The following is a 17,181-nucleotide window of genomic DNA, read 5'->3' as shown; positions in this document are numbered from 1 at the left end:
TATGTACAAAGTGAAAGTGTATGTCAGCTTAAAAGAGAGTGTTTTAGATCCTCAGGGGAGCGCCGTTCAGCATGCTTTGCACAGCATGTCCTACAAAGAAGTTCAGGACGTCCGCATCGGCAAATACATGGAGCTCACCATCGAAAAATCGGACCGCGACCTTGACGTTCTCGTCAAAGAAATGTGCGAAAAACTTTTGGCCAACACGGTGATTGAAGATTACAGATACGAAGTCGAGGAGGTTGTCGCACAGTGAAATTTGCGGTGATTGTGCTGCCGGGCTCAAACTGCGATATCGATATGTTCCACGCGATCAAGGATGAGCTTGGCGAAGAAGCTGAATACGTCTGGCATACAGAAACAAGTCTTGATGAATATGACGGCATCCTCATTCCGGGGGGATTCTCGTATGGGGATTATTTAAGATGCGGCGCGATCGCCCGCTTCGCAAACATTATGCCGGCCGTCAAAAAAGCGGCTGAAGAAGGAAAGCCGGTGCTCGGCGTCTGCAACGGCTTTCAAATTTTGCAGGAGCTCGGTCTTTTGCCGGGCGCGATGAGACGCAACAAAGATTTGAAATTTATTTGCCGTCCGGTTGAACTTGTCGTCCAAAACAATGAAACGATTTTTACATCTTCCTACAGCAAAGGCGAATCCATCACGATTCCGGTCGCCCACGGCGAAGGAAACTTCTACTGTGATGAAGAAACGCTTGCCGGATTACAAGAAAACAACCAAATCGCTTTCACATACGGAACGGATATCAACGGAAGCGTCGCCGGCATTGCAGGCGTCGTCAATGAAAAAGGCAATGTATTAGGCATGATGCCTCACCCTGAACGCGCAGTCGATTCTCTGCTCGGAAGCGCCGACGGTCTTAAACTGTTTCAATCTATCGTGAAAAATTGGAGGGAAACTCATGTCGCTACTGCTTGAACCAAGTCAAGAACAAATTAAGGAAGAGAAGCTCTATCAGCAAATGGGTGTCAGCGATGACGAGTTTGCCATGATTGAATCGATTCTCGGAAGGCTTCCAAACTATACGGAAATCGGGATTTTTTCGGTCATGTGGTCAGAGCACTGCAGCTACAAAAATTCCAAGCCGATCCTGAAAAAGTTCCCGACAAAAGGCGAACGCGTCCTGCAAGGGCCGGGGGAAGGCGCAGGAATCGTCGATATCGGCGACAATCAGGCGGTTGTCTTCAAAATCGAATCGCATAACCATCCGTCAGCGATTGAGCCTTATCAGGGAGCTGCAACGGGTGTGGGCGGCATCATCCGCGACGTCTTTTCAATGGGCGCGCGTCCGATCGCTGTTTTGAACTCTCTCCGGTTTGGTGAACTCACTTCACCGCGTGTGAAGTACTTGTTTGAAGAAGTAGTCGCGGGCATTGCCGGATACGGAAACTGCATCGGCATTCCGACCGTAGGCGGTGAAGTTCAGTTTGACAGCTGCTATGAAGGCAATCCGCTTGTCAACGCGATGTGTGTCGGTTTGATCAACCATGAAGATATTAAAAAAGGGCAGGCGAAAGGCGTCGGCAATACGGTCATGTACGTCGGTGCGAAAACGGGGCGCGACGGCATCCACGGCGCCACGTTCGCCTCAGAGGAAATGTCTGACCAATCAGAAGAAAAACGCTCGGCTGTGCAAGTCGGCGATCCATTCATGGAAAAGCTGCTTCTTGAAGCGTGTCTGGAAGTCATCAAATCAGACGCCTTGGTCGGTATTCAGGACATGGGTGCGGCAGGACTGACAAGTTCAAGCGCGGAAATGGCATCCAAAGCCGGATCGGGCATCGAGATGAACCTTGACTTGATTCCGCAGCGCGAAACAGGGATGACGCCGTACGAAATGATGCTTTCCGAATCTCAGGAGCGCATGCTTTTAGTCATCGAACGCGGCCGCGAACAAGAGATCATCGATATTTTTGACAAGTATGATCTTGAAGCTGTGGCTGTCGGTCACGTGACAGACGACAAGATGCTGCGCCTTTTCCACAACGGGGAAATGGTTGCCGATCTTCCGGTTGATGCGCTTGCAGAGGAAGCGCCGGTTTACCATAAGCCGTCAAAAGTTCCGGCTTATTATAAAGAATTCCTTGAAACAGACGTCCCTGCACCAAAAGTCGAAGATGCGAAAGAAACGCTTCTCGAGCTGTTAAAGCAGCCGACTATTGCGAGCAAAGAATGGGTTTATGACCAATATGACTACATGGTCAGGACGAACACAGTTGTCGCACCGGGCTCTGATGCAGCCGTCCTGCGGATTCGCGGCACGAAAAAGGCGCTTGCCATGACAACGGACTGCAATGCCCGCTACTTGTACCTCGATCCGGAAAAAGGCGGGAAAATCGCTGTCGCTGAAGCGGCCCGCAATATCGTCTGCTCCGGAGCAGAACCGCTTGCCGTTACGGATAACCTCAACTTTGGGAATCCGGAAAAGCCGGAGATTTTCTGGCAGATCGAAAAAGCGGCAGACGGGATCAGCGAGGCGTGCAACGTGCTCAGCACACCGGTCATCGGTGGAAACGTCTCTCTTTACAACGAATCAAACGGAAGCGCGATCTACCCGACGCCTGTCATCGGAATGGTCGGACTGATCGAAGATACAGACCATATTACGACCCAGCACTTTAAAGCAGCGGGCGATTTGATTTATGTCATCGGCGAAACATTCCCTGAGTTCGCCGGAAGCGAGCTGCAAAAACTGTCCGAAGGAAAGATTTACGGCAAAGCGCCTGCCATCGACTTGGAAGTCGAACAAGCGCGTCAAAAAGCGCTTCTGAAAGCGATCCGCACAGGGCTCGTGCAGTCCGCGCATGACGTCTCAGAAGGCGGCATCGGCGTGGCGCTGGCGGAAAGCGTCATATCTTCTCAAGGACTCGGCGCCAATGTAACGCTTGCAGGCGAATCTGCATTGTTATTCAGCGAAACACAATCACGGTTTATCGTCTCTGTGAAAAAAGAGCATCAAGAAGCGTTCGAAAAGCTTGTCAAAGACGCCGAGCTCATCGGCGAAGTAACGTCAGACAGCGCGCTGTCTGTTCAAAGCCAGGAAGGACAACAATGGATTCATGCGCAGATAGAAGAGCTCGAAAGCGCATGGAAAGGAGCTATCCCATGCTTGCTGAAATCAAAAGCTTAAATGAAGAATGCGGCGTATTTGGGATTTGGGGGCATGAAGAAGCACCGCAAATTACGTACTACGGCCTTCACAGCCTTCAGCACAGAGGCCAGGAGGGTGCCGGCATCGTGGCGACAGACGGCGAAAAAATGTCCGCCCACAAAGGCCAGGGGCTGATTACTGAAGTTTTTCAAAACGGCGAGCTCAAAAAGGTGACAGGAAAAGGAGCGATCGGCCATGTCCGCTATGCAACGGCGGGCGGCGGCGGCTTCGAAAACGTCCAGCCGTTCCTTTTCCATTCGCAAAATAACGGCAGCCTTGCGCTTGCGCACAACGGAAACTTAGTAAACGCCACTCAGCTGAAACAGCAGCTTGAAAACCAGGGCAGCATTTTTCAAACGTCTTCTGATACGGAAGTGCTCGCCCATTTAATTAAAAGAAGCGGCCACTTCGAGCTGAAAGATCAGATCAAAAACGCTCTTTCCATGCTGAAAGGCGCTTATGCTTTCCTGATCATGACGGAAAAGGAAATGATCGTGGCGCTTGATCCGAACGGACTCAGACCGCTATCTGTCGCAATGCTCGGCGACGCGTACGTCGTCGCTTCTGAAACGTGCGCGTTTGATGTGGTCGGCGCGACATATTTGCGAGATGTAGAACCGGGCGAGATGCTGATCATCAATGATGAAGGCATGAAGTCTGAGCGGTTCTCCATCAACATCAACCGTTCGATCTGCAGCATGGAGTACATTTATTTCTCAAGGCCTGACAGTAATATTAACGGCATTAATGTCCACAGCGCGAGAAAAAATCTCGGTAAAAAGCTTGCTGAAGAATCAGGCATTGAAGCAGATGTGGTGACAGGGGTTCCGGATTCAAGCATTTCAGCGGCCATCGGCTATGCCGAAGCGACGGGAATTCCTTACGAACTCGGACTGATTAAAAACCGCTATGTCGGTAGAACGTTCATTCAGCCGTCACAGTCGCTCAGGGAGCAGGGCGTGAGAATGAAGCTGTCAGCCGTCCGCGGGGTCGTTGAAGGCAAGCGCGTCGTCATGGTGGACGATTCCATCGTGAGAGGCACGACAAGCCGCAGAATTGTGACGATGCTGCGCGAAGCCGGAGCGACGGAAGTGCACGTCAGAATCAGTTCCCCGCCTATTGCCCATCCGTGCTTTTACGGAATTGACACATCAACGCATGAAGAACTGATCGCGTCCTCCCATTCAGTGGAAGAAATCCGTCAGGAAATCGGCGCCGATACATTGTCATTCTTGAGCATTGAAGGACTCCTTTCCGGGATCGGAAGACAGTATGAAGACGAAAACTGCGGGCAGTGCATGGCCTGCTTTACAGGAAAATACCCGACCGAGATTTATCAGGATACGGTTCTTCCTCACGTGAAAGAAGCCGTTTTGACAAAATAAACCGGCCGGCGCTCTTGAAGCGCCGCGTCTCCTGAAATGAATAAAGGGCAGCAGAAGCGATGCGGCTGCTCTTTTGATTTTGAATATTACGAATGGACAAGCGCGGAATAAGGAGTGGATTGTGTTGTCTGAAAGCTATAAAAACGCCGGGGTTGATATTGAAGCCGGATATGAAGCCGTAAAACGAATGAAAAAACATGTGGAAAGAACGAAGCGAATCGGCGCAATGGGCGGTCTTGGCGGATTTGGCGGCATGTTTGACCTGTCAGAACTGCCGTACAAACAGCCGGTTCTGATTTCGGGAACGGACGGTGTCGGCACAAAGCTGAAGCTCGCTTTTGCGATGGACAAGCATGACACGATCGGCATCGATGCCGTCGCTATGTGTGTCAACGATGTGCTCGCTCAAGGAGCGGAGCCGCTGTTCTTCCTTGATTACCTTGCGGTCGGAAAAGCCGACCCCGTCAAAATTGAAGAAATTGTAAAAGGTGTCGCAGAAGGCTGTGTACAGTCAGGATCAGCGCTAGTCGGCGGAGAAACGGCGGAAATGCCGGGTCTTTATACAGAGGATGAATACGATATTGCCGGGTTCTCGGTCGGAGCCGCTGAAAAAGATGGCATCGTCACGGGCGAAAACATCAGCGAAGGGCACCTTTTAATCGGACTTTCTTCAAGCGGACTTCACAGCAACGGCTTCTCTCTCGTTCGTAAAGTTCTTCTTGAAGATGCCGGTCTGAACCTTGATGAGACGTATACACCTTTTGAACGGCCTCTTGGCGAAGAGCTTTTAGAGCCGACGAAAATTTATGTCAAGCCTGTCCTTGAAGCGGTGAAATCAGGTAAAATCGCAGGCATGGCGCACGTGACCGGCGGCGGTTTTATTGAAAACCTGCCGCGCATGATGCCTGATGGTCTCGGTGTTGAAATCGACATCGGCTCCTGGCCCGTCCCTCCTGTCTTTCCGTTCATTCAGGAGAAAGGCGGCCTGAAGTCCGAGGAAATGTTCAATGTTTTCAATATGGGAATCGGGTTTGTCCTTGCGGTGAAAGAAGAGGATATGACAGACGTGATTCAAACGCTCGAAAACAACGGTGAAAAAGCCTATCTCATCGGCAGAGTGAAAGCCGGAAGCGGCGTTGAGTTTGGCGGTGCCGGTCTTTCATGAGAAAATTCGCGGTATTTGCATCAGGAAGCGGAACGAACTTTGAAGCGATCGCAAGAAGAATGAGAGAAGAGAACTGGGATGCCAAAATCGTTCTTGTCGTCTGTGACAAGCCCGATGCGAAAGTGCTTGAAAGAGCTGAAAAAGCCGGAATTCCATCGTTCGCATTCCAGCCGAAATCGTTCGAAAATAAAGCAGCTTTTGAACAAGTGATCGTTGAACAGCTCCGCCTCCACGGAGCAGAATGGATTGTCCTGGCGGGGTACATGAGACTGATCGGCGATACGCTTCTGTCGGCTTACCGGAATAAAATCATCAACATCCATCCGTCGCTCCTGCCGGCGTTTCCCGGCATCGACGCGATCGGACAGGCGTACAGAGCGGGTGTGAAAGTGGCGGGCATCACGGTTCACTATGTTGACGAAGGCATGGACACCGGTCCGATTATCGCCCAGCGCGCCGTTGAGCTTGAAAAAAGCGAAACACTCGCGTCTCTTGAAGAAAAGATACACAAATTGGAGCATGAGCTTTATCCCGAAGTAATCAAAGAGCTTCTTGAACTAAATGGCAGAGGTGAAAAGGAATGACGATCAAACGCGCATTAATCAGCGTATCTGATAAAACGAACATTGTCCCTTTTGTAAAAGAATTGACAGAGCTTGGCGTTGAAGTGATTTCAACAGGCGGCACAAGCAAACTTCTTCAGGAAAACGGCGTTGACGTCATCGGCATTTCTGAAGTGACGGGCTTTCCCGAAATCATGGACGGCCGTCTGAAAACCCTTCATCCGAATATTCACGGCGGACTTCTTGCCGTCCGCGGCAACGAAAAACACATGGCGCAGCTCAATGAACAGGGAATTCAGCCGATCGACCTTGTCGTTGTTAATTTATATCCGTTTAAAGAAACGGTTTCTAAAGAAGACGTCACATTCGAAGAGGCGATTGAGAATATCGACATCGGCGGTCCAGGCATGCTTCGCGCAGCAGCGAAAAACCACCAGGACGTGGCGGTCATCGTCGATCCCCGCGACTACAGCCCTGTACTGAACGACTTGAAAGAAAACGGCAGCGTCTCTCTTGAGAAAAAACGCGAGTTGGCAGCGAAGGTGTTCCGCCACACGGCAGCGTATGACGCGTTGATCGCTGACTATTTAACAAAGGTAACCGGCGAAAAAGAGCCTGAACAGTTCACCGTCACCTTTGAGAAAAAGCAATCGCTCCGCTACGGCGAAAATCCGCATCAGGAAGCAGTCTTTTATCAAAGTGCGCTCCCTGTCAAAGGGTCAATTGCTTCAGCTGAACAGCTGCACGGAAAAGAGCTTTCTTACAACAATATCAAAGACGCGGATGCAGCACTTCAAATCGTCCGCGAGTTCACGGAGCCGGCTGCGGTTGCCGTCAAGCATATGAACCCTTGCGGCGTCGGGACGGGCAACACGATCGAAGAGGCGTTTAACAAAGCATACGCCGCTGACGAAACGTCAATTTTCGGCGGCATCATCGCTTTGAACCGCGAAGTGGATAAAGCGACGGCTGAAACGCTTCACAAAATCTTTTTGGAAATCATCATCGCGCCAGCATTCAGCCAAGAAGCGCTTGATATTTTAACATCCAAGAAAAACCTTCGCCTCTTGACCCTTGATGTCAATCAGCCTGTGAAAAACGAAAAGCAGCTGACATCTGTTCAAGGCGGGCTTTTGATTCAGGATCTGGATATGCACGGTTTTGACGACGCCGACATCACAATTCCGACGAAAAGAGAGCCGACCGAACAGGAATGGGCTGACTTGAAGCTCGCTTGGAAAGTTGTGAAGCATGTCAAATCGAATGCGATTGTCCTGGCAAAAGACGATATGACGATCGGCGTCGGCGCTGGACAAATGAACCGAGTCGGCTCCGCGAAAATCGCAATTGAGCAAGCCGGCGGGAAAGCGAAAGGAAGCGCGCTCGGATCAGATGCGTTCTTCCCGATGCCTGATACGGTCGAAGAAGCGGCTAAAGCCGGTGTGACGGCGATCATTCAGCCGGGCGGATCGGTTCGTGATGAAGATTCGATTCAAAAAGCGGATGAATACGGGATCGCGATGGTGTTCACCGGAATCCGCCATTTCAAACATTAAGGGAGTGACCAGCGTGAACGTATTGATTATCGGCAGAGGCGGCAGGGAGCACACGCTCGCCTGGAAAGCGGCGCAAAGCCCTCTTGTCGGCACTGTATATGCGGCGCCCGGCAATGACGGAATGGCCGGGACCGCCGTACTCGTTGATCTTGACGAAGGCAATCACGAAGGGCTTCTCGCTTTCGCAAAAGAAAACAATATCGGACTGACGATTGTCGGTCCTGAGGTCCCTTTAATCGAAGGGCTTGTGGATGCATTTGAAGAAGCGGGCCTTCCGGTGTTCGGTCCGTCGAAAAAAGCAGCGGTGATTGAAGGAAGCAAGCTGTTTGCCAAAGATCTGATGAAAAAATATCAAATACCGACAGCAGAGTACGAAACGTTTACATCTTTTGAAAAAGCAAAGGCGTATGTTGAGGAAAAAGGCGCGCCGATCGTCATCAAAGCTGACGGGCTTGCCGCTGGAAAAGGCGTCACAGTCGCGATGACAGCCGAAGATGCGGTTCAGTGTCTGCATGACTTTTTAGAAGATGAAAAGTTCGGCGATGCAAGCGCCTCTGTCGTTATCGAGGAATTTTTGAGCGGTGAAGAATTTTCGCTGATGGCTTTTGTCAAAGGTGAAAAAGTGTATCCGATGGTGATCGCGCAAGATCACAAGCGGGCATTTGACGGAGACAAAGGCCCGAATACAGGGGGAATGGGCGCATATTCCCCGGTGCCGCAGATTTCGGATGCGGTCGTTGAAGACGCCGTTAAAACGATTTTGGAGCCGGCGGCCGAAGCGATGGTTAAAGAAGGCCGTTCGTTTACGGGAGTCTTGTATGCTGGCTTAATGCTGACCGAAAAAGGAACAAAAGTGATCGAATTCAACGCGAGATTCGGAGATCCGGAAACCCAGGTCGTACTGCCGCGTCTTGAATCAGACCTTGTACAAGTCTTGCTTGACCTCCTCGCGGACAAAGAAGTGGAGCTGAAGTGGAAGGATACGGCGGCAGTCACCGTTGTTCTTGCATCTGACGGCTATCCGGAAAGCTATGAAAAAGGCACGCCGATCGGCATGCTTGAGCCTGATATGGAACAGACCGTCGTCTTTCACGCTGGCACGAAAAAAAGCGGCGGTCAGTTTGTGACAAACGGCGGCCGCGTCGCCAATGTCACGGCGTTTGCCGAGACGTTTGAAGCGGCCAGGGAAGCAGCCTATCAAGCGGTGGAACGAGTAAGAAAACCGGGGCTGTTTTACCGGACGGATATCGGCGCGCGTGCGCTCAAGGCAGCGCAGAAATAACCGGTGAAGAGACAGAGCGGGAGCACCCGTTTTGTCTCTTTTTTTGCCGTCAATTTTTTTGGATCATTTTAATCAACGATTCAGCCATCAATTCGGGCGGATAAGGCATGCCGTTTTCAAGCCACCATGCGGCTGTGCCCGCAAAGGCGGAAATCACAAATCGCCGCTGGATATCAAGAGGCACTGAGCGGTTAGTATCGGCAGCTGCCGTTTTTTTGATTCCCGTCAAAAAGCTGTCATTCCAAAAATCATTGAGCAGCTTCTTAATGTTCAGCTCATATCTTCTGTTGATGATAATCGCAAAATCATCGCAGTTCTGTTGTAAATGCTGATAAAAGCGCAGCACATACCAGTACGCTTCAGGCTTTTCCCCGCTGCAATCTATATCAAGCGGCGAAAAAATATCCTCTTTCATCGCTTCAAACATGTCTCTCATATTTTGATGAAGCAAATCGTATTTATCTTGATAATGCTGATAAAATGTCGTTCGATTCAAGTTTGCCCGTTGCGTAATATCCTGTACAGAGATTTTTCCCCATTCTTTTTCAGCCAGCAGTTCAAACAAGGCTTTTTTTAAACTTGTTTTCGATTTTGTAATCCGCTTGTCCCCGCGGTAGCTGTCAGCCACTTCAGCCGCCTCCTCAAACTTTTTCGACACTTCTTTTCCACTTGTTGGTTGAATGATCCGGTGGGTTCTTTTAATTTTAAACTAACATATTGAACTTCATGAATCAGCTGACAAGAACCGAAGGAGTGAAAGCGAATGAGTCAAACAAAACAGCAGAATCCTATTCAGAAAGCGCTGCTTAACGGAAAGAACAGACAAGACCCGTATGATCCGTTTCCATGGTATGAAAAAATGCGCACCGAATCACCGATTCACTATGATGAAGACAGCAAGGTATGGAGTGTGTTCCGTTATGACGATGTCAAAAGAGTGATCAGCGACAAAGACTTTTTTTCAAATCAGTTCCATCAGCTTGGAACCGGCAATACGTTTGCGAAAACGTTGATCAGCATGGATCCGCCGAAACACACGAGAATCAGATCGATCGTCAACAAGGCTTTTACTCCGCGTGTCATGAAAGAGTGGGAGCCGCGCATTCGCGAACTGACGAATGAACTGCTCGCTCAAATCCGCGGCAGGGAAGAGATCGACCTTGTACAGAATTTTTCATATCCGTTGCCCGTCATCGTCATTTCGGAATTGCTCGGCGTTCCTTCAGTATATAAGCACCATTTCAAAGAATGGTCCGACGTGTTGGTCAGCCTGCCGAAGAGCGATCGGCAAGAAGATGTGAACGAGTGGAAAAACATCAGGGATCAAGGCGAAGAAGAGCTGACCGCGTTTTTTGAAAAGATGATCGAAGAGAAAAGACAAAACCTCGGCAATGACTTGATTTCGCTCTTGATCAAAGCCGAACAAGAAGGGGACAAGCTTTCTCCTGATGAATTGGTTCCGTTTTGCAACCTGCTCTTGATGGCGGGGAATGAAACGACGACCAATTTGATTTCAAATGCGGTCTACAGCATTCTCGAAACACCGGGTGCGTATGACGAGCTCGCCAGGCATCCTGAACTGATTCCGCAGGCCGTCGAGGAAGCCGTCCGTTTCCGGGCGCCCGCGCCGATGATCGTGCGCTTCGTTAAACAGGATACCGAGATCAGAGGAGTAAGTTTGAAAAAAGGAGAAGGCGTCGTCGCTTTTCTTGCTTCTGCCAACCGTGATGAAGCGAAATTTGAGAGGGCGCACGAATTTGATATTCACCGTCATCCGAACCCGCATATCGGATTTGGCCACGGCATCCATTTCTGCTTAGGCGCTCCGCTCGCGAGGCTGGAAGCGGCGATCGCTCTTGAGGCGCTCCTCAAGCAGTATTCCTCGATGGAAAAGCTTGCGATCGCGCCGATGGCGGACAGCAGCATGTACGGCTTGAAACAATTCCGTCTGCGGGTGAAGTCAGCGGGGAAAACGGCGCCATACTAATTTTAAAAGCGCCTGAAGTGGTGCTTTTTTGTTGTTGGTGGAAAAATCGCCTAACCTTTAGTACGATTTTATTAAGACAGTGATAGGGAAGGAGAAAGCATATGAGTCATGTAACCTGCAAAAGGTGTAAAAAACAAATATCAAAAGACGAGACATTTTATTACATAGACAAGCCCGTCGGATTATCAGGAATCACCCATGTCAAAAGGTTTCTGGAGAGCAACGGCTTGATTTTATGTGAAGATTGTATAAGAGAGCATTTGCAAAAATGACCTCATTCAATATCAAAAAAGCCCCTATAAAAGATGACGAAATCCTAAAACTTTAAACCGTTTTAGATTTCGTCAACAATCTGCCACCTTCATTCCCAAGAAGGTGTTTTATTACGGACAGGGCATTTCTTTCATAAGCCGGCCAGCAGGAATTTGACTGGATAAGCCTTGTGCCTTAAAATGAAAGTAATAAAAATGAATACTCCAAAGGGGAGTAGCTGTCACAGTAAAGTCGTCATTACGGGATGTCCTAGATCCTCGGCTTTGCTGGCAATCTAATTGTTAGCGAGACCTTTGCCAAATCTGATTTGGTGAAGGTCTTTTTGTTTATCCACTTCACCAAATCGGTGGAGTTTTTTCATTTTTATCAAAAGGGAAAGGAGACTGACCGTGTCTAAGCTCGGGAAATGGCTGAAGCGTGAATTGGTGAAGAAAGGTCTGCCTTTGGCGAAAGAAAAATTAATTCCGATTTTGAAAGAAAAAATGAAAAAGAAACGATAAGGAGGCAAACAATGAAAAGAATTCTTATAGTTCTTGCCGGAATGGGCCTTTTAGGTACAGGCGGATGCGGAATGCTTGATCAGGTGAATGACGGATTGAACTATACAAATGAAGCGGCCGGATATATCCAAGAAGTGAAGACATTTGCGGAGGAGGCGCCTTCCTTGGCTGAACAGGCTGTAAACGACACGGGTGCAAAAGAAAAGCTGGAAACTCAGCTTGAGTCTATCCAGCAGGCTGCAGCCGATTTTAATGAATTAACCCCTCCCGATGCCGCAGCCGAGATTCATAACACCATCGAGAAGCATAATGAAACACTGCAAAAAAGCGCTGAGGATGTTTTGAAAAGTGTTGAGGAAGGAAAATTAACAGTCGAGAAGCTGGAGCAGTCAGAATTGGTGCAAAGCGCTCAGCAGATCAGCGATGTGATGGGCCAGATTGAAAAATTGACCGAATAGAAAAAAGCATCCCGGTTTGGGATGCTTTCAGCTTGTCGACAAAGCATAAAAAGTGGCTTCATCGACAAGCTTTTTTTAAAAAAATGTGAGTGGAATCTAGTTTTGGAGGTTTTACTATGTTGTCCAAGCACTCAAAAGATCAACGTGAACAGCTTGAAGTCGTTGCCTTAAGCGAACTTGTCCCTGAAGATCATCTGGTCAGGAAGATGGAAGAAGCCATGGATTTTTCAGGTCGCCCTTCTTTATTCTTCAAAAGCACGTCCAAGCATTGATCCTGTTGTATTGATCAAAATGGTTCTGATTCAATACGTGTTTGGGCATCGCTACATGCGCGAAACCATCGAACGGGTTTTTTGCAGATTTAAAACACAAGCATGGCCTGCGCTGGACAACCCTGTGGGGAAAGAAAAAATTGTCCATGCAGGCGATGCTTGTTTTCGCTGACATGAATGGACGTAGAAAGGCCCTAATCGCCGTCCTTTTCATCGAAAAAACAAAATAAACTGGACAAAAAATAGGCAGGACCTTAGAAAACCGAATTTTGTCAACGGTCTGAAATCACCTATAAAAGGTGCTTTTTACGATTGTTCGCCAGCTTCTCCCTGCTGCTTCATATAAGTTTGGCAAACATATGTCATGGGACAAAATCGCAAGATGCCGGAAGCGGCCTTCATCGCCCCCATAAACATGCAGAAAAGCGTCATTCTGCACCACGGTTTTCTCGTAAACTTTGCCGCTGCCGCCGACAGGATCGTCAGTCCGCAGGCAATGCGAAAAACGGCGTCAAACAGTCCGATGTTTTGCTTCATGCTTCATTCCTCCTATTTAAATAATTAAATAAAGTGTTTTTTCGAAAAATTGTAACGGATTGGTAATGCGTGACGATAGTAAATGTGTTAACATAGGATCATTACATGTAAAGGAGAGTATGTGAATGTCCGAACGCACCTTAATTTGGAAAAATAAACACATCAGATCGCAAGTTGATGTTGTAAGTTCAAGGCTGCAGCCAACGCTCCTTTTACGAAATGCCTCTGTACTGAACCCGTATGTAAAGCAATGGATTCTGGCAAACGTATGGATTCATCATGACAGAATCGTTTACGTCGGCCGTGACTTGCCGAAGACGGCTGTTAAAACTACAATAGATTGTGAAGGAAAATACATTGTACCCGGGTATATTGAGCCGCATGTCCATCCTTTTCAAATTTATAATCCCCAAACTTTGGCTGAATATGTGTCACAGTTTGGAACGACGACATTCGTAAATGACAACTTGTTTCTGCTTTTGCATTGCGGAAAAAAGAAAGCGTTTTCTATATTGGAAGAACTGAAAAAACAGCCTGTCCACTACTATTGGTGGTCAAGGTATGACTTGCAGACTGAAGTGTTGAATGAAGATCAAATTTTATCGATCGATTACCGAAAACGTTGGGGAGAACACCCGGACGTCATCCAGGGAGGAGAAATGACAGGCTGGCCGCGCCTCTTGGACGGCGATGATCTGCTCCTTCATTGCATGCAGTGCACGAAAAGAAGGAGAAAGCGGATCGAGGGTCATTTTCCGGGGGCATCGGAAAAAACGCTCACGAAGATGAAGCTTTTCGGCGCTGATGCAGATCATGAAGCCATGACTGGAAAGGAAGTGCTGAAGCGGCTTGAACTTGGATACCACGTCGGCTTGAGGCAGTCTTCCATCCGTCCTGATTTGCGAAAGATTTTGCGCGAGCTGCACGAAGACGGCTTTCACCATTATGACCATATGTTTTATACAACGGACGGTGCAACGCCGAACTTTTATAAAGAAGGCATGACAAACAAGCTGATTGAAATTGCCATCGAAGAGGGCGTGCCGCTGATCGATGCCTATAATATGGCTTCGTTTAATATTGCTAAGTATTATCATATGGAGGATATCCTCGGTGTGGTGGCACCGGGCAGATACGCAACGCTCAACATTTTGAATAGCCCTGATGAACCGAATCCGGAGACAGTTTTGGCAAAAGGGCGGCTGATCAAATCAGGCGGCGTAAATATGAATGCGTTTACAGTTCCGGATTGGCAAAAAGGGGGTCTTGTCCCTCTGAACCTTTCATATGATCTAACGATGGATGACTTGCAGTTTTCCATGCCGCTCGGCTTAAAAATGAGGAATTCCGTGATTATGGAGCCTTATACGATTGAGATTGACAACTCTGTCAACCAGCTTTCTTTTGACCATGATGAAAGCTATCTCTCGCTGTTCGACAAATATGGAAAATGGCGTGTCAATACGATGCTGAAAGGCTTTGCAACCCGCGTCCAAGGGTTCGTCAGCTCCTATTCGACAACGGGAGATATTATCGCGGTCGGCAAAAACAAGGAAGACATGCTTTTGGCCTTCAAGCGGATGAAAGAAATCGGGGGAGGTATCGTATTAGCGGAAAACGGAAAAATCCTGCACGAAATTCCTCTTCATTTAAGCGGCGGCGCATCAAATGAGATGTATGAAAAGGTGCTTGAAAGGGAAAAGACGTTAAAAGAGCTTTTGTTTGAAAGAGGCTATACGTTTGACGACCCGATCTACACCCTGCTCTTTTTGCAAAGCACTCATCTGCCTTATATCAGGGTGACGCCGAAAGGGATCTTTGATGTGATGAAAAAAACTGTACTCTTTCCATCGATAATGCGTTAAAATATAAAAGAGCGGGAGCTAATCTATGGTGAATCGATATGTAAGAGTACTGCTTTGTTTTGCTTCTCTTTTACTGCTTGCATCGTGCCAGTCGCAGGAACAGCAGGAAAAGGAAAAGAACATTCATCCGCTGACAGGATTGAAGGCGGACGGAGATATTCGGCAGCGGTCCATTGCCGTTGTGGTGAACAATCATTCAAAAGCACGGCCGCAGTCGGGATTAAGCAAGGCTGACATTGTCATTGAAGCTCTCAGTGAAGGACCGATCACACGATTGTTGGCGATCTATCAAAGCGACATGCCTGAAGCGGTTGGCCCAGTCCGCAGCGCCCGGGATTATTTCATTGATTTGGCTCTCGGTTTTGACAGCCTCTTGGTGCATCACGGCTGGAGTCCGGGTGCAAAAAGCCGCCTGTTGAACGGCGACGCCGATCATATCAATGGAATGGATTACGACGGCAGCCTGTTTTGGAGGGCCGATTTTCGGGAAGCGCCGCATAATTCGTACACGTCATATAAAAATGTAAAGCAAGCAGCAGATGACAAAGGATATGCCATCGAAACCCGCACAGAACCGCTCACTTTTAAAGCAAGCTCTGACAAACCTTCGGATGCGCTTTATTCTATACGGTTAGATTACGGAACAAAATCTGTTACAAACCGTGTCGAATATGGTTATGATAAAAAGGTTGAAGGCTATGTGAGAAAGTCAGACGGTATTTTGACAACAGACCTTGAAACAGAAGAACCTGTTGTTCTTCAAAACATTCTAATAGCGGAAGCCGAACATCATATGAAAGATGCGTACGGGAGAAGGGATATTGACCTTCGTTCAGGCGGAAAAGGGCTCCTTTTGCAAAACGGGGAAGTCCATCGGATCAGCTGGAAGAACGAAAACGGCCGGATTATACCGAAGACGGACGGCAAGACCGTTCCGTTTGTGCCGGGAAAAACGTGGATCAATATCGTTCCCGATCTCAGCAAGGTTTCTATTAGCAAAGGAGAAGGTGTGTAAAGATGCAGATCGATAAATTGCGCGGGAGAGAGCTGGACCAGCTTTTTCAATCCATACTATCACTAAAAGATCTCGAAGAATGCTATCGTTTTTTCGATGATTTATGCACAATAAATGAAATTCAGTCATTGGCTCAGCGGCTCGAAGTAGCCAGAATGCTGCGCGACGGTAACACGTATCACAAAATTGAGACGGAAACCGGAGCGAGCACCGCGACCATTTCCAGGGTGAAACGCTGCCTGAACTACGGAAATGACGCTTATATCATGGCGCTGGACCGCGTCAAAGCAAATCAATCTGAATCATCTTCATGATGTCATGAAACCGCCTGGCTCAGGGCACTGAGCACCGGCGGTTTTTTTGTGCTTTCTGCACGTTTATCGTTTATTCGTTATCCGTTTTTCGAAAGGGGCTGAATTTGTTATAATATTTAAATGGTAAGAACGAATGGAGGAGCTTTTTTTATGTACGATATTACCGAGTGGAAGCATGTCTTTAAACTCGATCCGAATAAAGATATTACGGATGATCAGCTTGAACAGCTGTGCGAATCTGGAACAGACGCGGTTTTGATCGGCGGAAGCGATCATGTCACAGAAGATGATGTCCTTCGGCTGATGTCAAAAGTGCGCCGCTTTTTAGTGCCGTGCGTCCTGGAAGTGTCGACGATTGACGCGATCGTCCCGGGATTTGATCTCTATTTTATTCCGACTGTGCTCAACAGCAGAGATACCGACTGGATTGCCGGCTTACATAAAAAGGCGATGAAAGAATACGGCGAGCTGATGTCACCTGATGAGATTGTTGTTGAAGGGTACTGTATTTTGAATCAGGACTGCAAGGCTGCCGCTTTAACAAACGCAGATACCGAGCTTGACATTGAGGATATTAAAGCATACGCCCGCGTGGCAGAACATCTTTTCCGCCTCCCGGTCTTTTATCTTGAATACAGCGGCATGCTGGGGGATTCGGAGACCGTTAAGGAAACAAAAGCGGTGCTTCAGGAAACGACGCTGTTTTACGGCGGCGGCATCAAAGATGCGGAGACGGCGGTAAAAATGGCTGAGCACGCCGATGTGATCGTCGTCGGAAACGCGATTTATGAGAATTTCGAAGATGCGCTGCAAACGGTAAAGGCCGTAAAAGGATGAGCA

The 17,181-nt window shown here is 48.4% G+C and carries 16 protein-coding genes and 2 pseudogenes; 16 read left to right on the top strand and 2 right to left on the bottom strand.

All coding sequences use genetic code 11. The annotated features are described in order from the left end of the window. Position 1 precedes the first annotated feature (1 nt). The 8 genes from purS to purD all read left to right on the top strand — a co-directional run bounded on the left by purS (position 2) and on the right by purD (position 9,120). Entirely contained in the window at positions 2-256 is a 255-nt protein-coding gene (gene purS / locus M1E03_RS17990) for a phosphoribosylformylglycinamidine synthase subunit PurS (RefSeq protein WP_003179532.1), read from the top strand. After that, the gene (purQ, locus tag M1E03_RS17985; protein WP_035337050.1) at positions 253-936 is read left to right on the top strand and encodes a phosphoribosylformylglycinamidine synthase subunit PurQ; all 684 of its coding nucleotides are present in this window, start codon (positions 253-255) and stop codon (positions 934-936) included. The genes purS and purQ overlap by 4 nt, the downstream gene beginning before the upstream one ends. After that, entirely contained in the window at positions 920-3,148 is a 2,229-nt protein-coding gene (purL, locus tag M1E03_RS17980) for a phosphoribosylformylglycinamidine synthase subunit PurL (protein WP_020450438.1), read from the top strand. The genes purQ and purL overlap by 17 nt, the downstream gene beginning before the upstream one ends. Beyond that, a complete protein-coding gene (purF, locus tag M1E03_RS17975; protein ID WP_458110545.1) occupies positions 3,124-4,554 on the top strand; it encodes an amidophosphoribosyltransferase in 1,431 nt (476 codons plus the stop codon). Before purL ends, purF begins: the two co-directional genes overlap by 25 nt. 124 nt (positions 4,555-4,678) lie before the next feature. Next, positions 4,679-5,719: a phosphoribosylformylglycinamidine cyclo-ligase gene (gene purM, locus M1E03_RS17970; RefSeq protein WP_035337048.1), complete on the top strand. Its 1,041-nt coding sequence runs from the start codon at positions 4,679-4,681 to the stop codon at positions 5,717-5,719. Next, positions 5,716-6,303 carry a phosphoribosylglycinamide formyltransferase gene (gene purN / locus M1E03_RS17965; RefSeq protein WP_035337045.1) on the top strand — a complete coding sequence of 196 codons (588 nt, stop codon included), beginning with the start codon at positions 5,716-5,718 and terminating at the stop codon, positions 6,301-6,303. Before purM ends, purN begins: the two co-directional genes overlap by 4 nt. Next, entirely contained in the window at positions 6,300-7,838 is a 1,539-nt protein-coding gene (gene purH / locus M1E03_RS17960) for a bifunctional phosphoribosylaminoimidazolecarboxamide formyltransferase/IMP cyclohydrolase (protein ID WP_020450442.1), read from the top strand. The genes purN and purH overlap by 4 nt, the downstream gene beginning before the upstream one ends. Before the next feature lie 13 nt (positions 7,839-7,851). Continuing rightward, positions 7,852-9,120, top strand: coding sequence for a phosphoribosylamine--glycine ligase (gene purD / locus M1E03_RS17955; protein ID WP_229129505.1), 1,269 nt, complete (start codon positions 7,852-7,854; stop codon positions 9,118-9,120). A gap of 49 nt (positions 9,121-9,169) precedes the next feature. Here purD and M1E03_RS17950 read toward each other — a convergent pair whose 3' ends face one another. After that, on the bottom strand, positions 9,170-9,748 hold the full coding sequence (locus M1E03_RS17950; protein ID WP_324254422.1) for a TetR/AcrR family transcriptional regulator: 579 nt from the start codon (positions 9,746-9,748) through the stop codon (positions 9,170-9,172). 135 nt (positions 9,749-9,883) lie between these two features. Here M1E03_RS17950 and M1E03_RS17945 point away from each other — a divergent pair, with 135 nt between their 5' ends. The 4 genes and pseudogenes from M1E03_RS17945 to M1E03_RS17930 all read left to right on the top strand — a co-directional run. After that, positions 9,884-11,107: a cytochrome P450 gene (locus M1E03_RS17945; protein WP_458110544.1), complete on the top strand. Its 1,224-nt coding sequence runs from the start codon at positions 9,884-9,886 to the stop codon at positions 11,105-11,107. 784 nt (positions 11,108-11,891) lie between these two features. Further along, positions 11,892-12,338: a DUF6376 family protein gene (locus tag M1E03_RS17940; RefSeq protein WP_229129502.1), complete on the top strand. Its 447-nt coding sequence runs from the start codon at positions 11,892-11,894 to the stop codon at positions 12,336-12,338. A gap of 116 nt (positions 12,339-12,454) precedes the next feature. Further along, positions 12,455-12,689: pseudogene (locus M1E03_RS17935) on the top strand (transposase); the annotation flags it as partial. Next, positions 12,669-12,840 (top strand): annotated as a pseudogene (locus M1E03_RS17930) (transposase); the annotation flags it as partial. The pseudogenes M1E03_RS17935 and M1E03_RS17930, both read left to right, overlap by 21 nt. A 76-nt stretch (positions 12,841-12,916) precedes the next feature. On the opposite strand, the gene M1E03_RS17925 reads toward M1E03_RS17930, so the two are convergent. Continuing rightward, positions 12,917-13,147, bottom strand: coding sequence for a YgaP family membrane protein (locus M1E03_RS17925; RefSeq protein WP_020450448.1), 231 nt, complete (start codon positions 13,145-13,147; stop codon positions 12,917-12,919). A 125-nt stretch (positions 13,148-13,272) separates the two neighbouring features. Here M1E03_RS17925 and M1E03_RS17920 point away from each other — a divergent pair, with 125 nt between their 5' ends. The 4 genes from M1E03_RS17920 (at position 13,273) to pcrB (ending at position 17,178) form a co-directional block, all read left to right on the top strand. Beyond that, positions 13,273-15,012, top strand: coding sequence for an adenine deaminase C-terminal domain-containing protein (locus tag M1E03_RS17920; protein WP_095292965.1), 1,740 nt, complete (start codon positions 13,273-13,275; stop codon positions 15,010-15,012). Between the two features lie 25 nt (positions 15,013-15,037). Next, positions 15,038-16,027: a DUF3048 domain-containing protein gene (locus M1E03_RS17915; RefSeq protein WP_267493501.1), complete on the top strand. Its 990-nt coding sequence runs from the start codon at positions 15,038-15,040 to the stop codon at positions 16,025-16,027. Between the two features lie 2 nt (positions 16,028-16,029). Beyond that, positions 16,030-16,341: a YerC/YecD family TrpR-related protein gene (locus M1E03_RS17910; protein WP_003179568.1), complete on the top strand. Its 312-nt coding sequence runs from the start codon at positions 16,030-16,032 to the stop codon at positions 16,339-16,341. Positions 16,342-16,491: 150 nt separating this feature from the next. After that, complete coding sequence (pcrB, locus tag M1E03_RS17905; protein WP_020450451.1) at positions 16,492-17,178, top strand: heptaprenylglyceryl phosphate synthase; 687 nt, start codon at positions 16,492-16,494, stop codon at positions 17,176-17,178. Positions 17,179-17,181: the final 3 nt, after the last annotated feature.

It is taken from the genome of Bacillus sp. PK6-013 (assembly GCF_054161445.1).
Note: the sequence above shows the minus strand (reverse complement) of the source record. Positions and strands in the feature narration are given on the sequence as shown.

What these genes read in the sequence shown, in the direction of transcription:
- purS (WP_003179532.1), top strand. Translation starts at nt 2, where the DNA reads ATGTACAAAGTGAAAGTGTATGTCAGCTTAAAAGAGAGTGTTTTAGAT.
- purL (WP_020450438.1), top strand. Translation starts at nt 920, where the DNA reads ATGTCGCTACTGCTTGAACCAAGTCAAGAACAAATTAAGGAAGAGAAG.
- purF (WP_458110545.1), top strand. Translation starts at nt 3,124, where the DNA reads ATGCTTGCTGAAATCAAAAGCTTAAATGAAGAATGCGGCGTATTTGGG.
- purN (WP_035337045.1), top strand. Translation starts at nt 5,716, where the DNA reads ATGAGAAAATTCGCGGTATTTGCATCAGGAAGCGGAACGAACTTTGAA.
- purH (WP_020450442.1), top strand. Translation starts at nt 6,300, where the DNA reads ATGACGATCAAACGCGCATTAATCAGCGTATCTGATAAAACGAACATT.
- M1E03_RS17945 (WP_458110544.1), top strand. Translation starts at nt 9,884, where the DNA reads ATGAGTCAAACAAAACAGCAGAATCCTATTCAGAAAGCGCTGCTTAAC.
- M1E03_RS17940 (WP_229129502.1), top strand. Translation starts at nt 11,892, where the DNA reads ATGAAAAGAATTCTTATAGTTCTTGCCGGAATGGGCCTTTTAGGTACA.
- M1E03_RS17925 (WP_020450448.1), bottom strand. Translation starts at nt 13,147, where the DNA reads ATGAAGCAAAACATCGGACTGTTTGACGCCGTTTTTCGCATTGCCTGC.
- M1E03_RS17920 (WP_095292965.1), top strand. Translation starts at nt 13,273, where the DNA reads ATGTCCGAACGCACCTTAATTTGGAAAAATAAACACATCAGATCGCAA.
- M1E03_RS17915 (WP_267493501.1), top strand. Translation starts at nt 15,038, where the DNA reads ATGGTGAATCGATATGTAAGAGTACTGCTTTGTTTTGCTTCTCTTTTA.
- M1E03_RS17910 (WP_003179568.1), top strand. Translation starts at nt 16,030, where the DNA reads ATGCAGATCGATAAATTGCGCGGGAGAGAGCTGGACCAGCTTTTTCAA.
- pcrB (WP_020450451.1), top strand. Translation starts at nt 16,492, where the DNA reads ATGTACGATATTACCGAGTGGAAGCATGTCTTTAAACTCGATCCGAAT.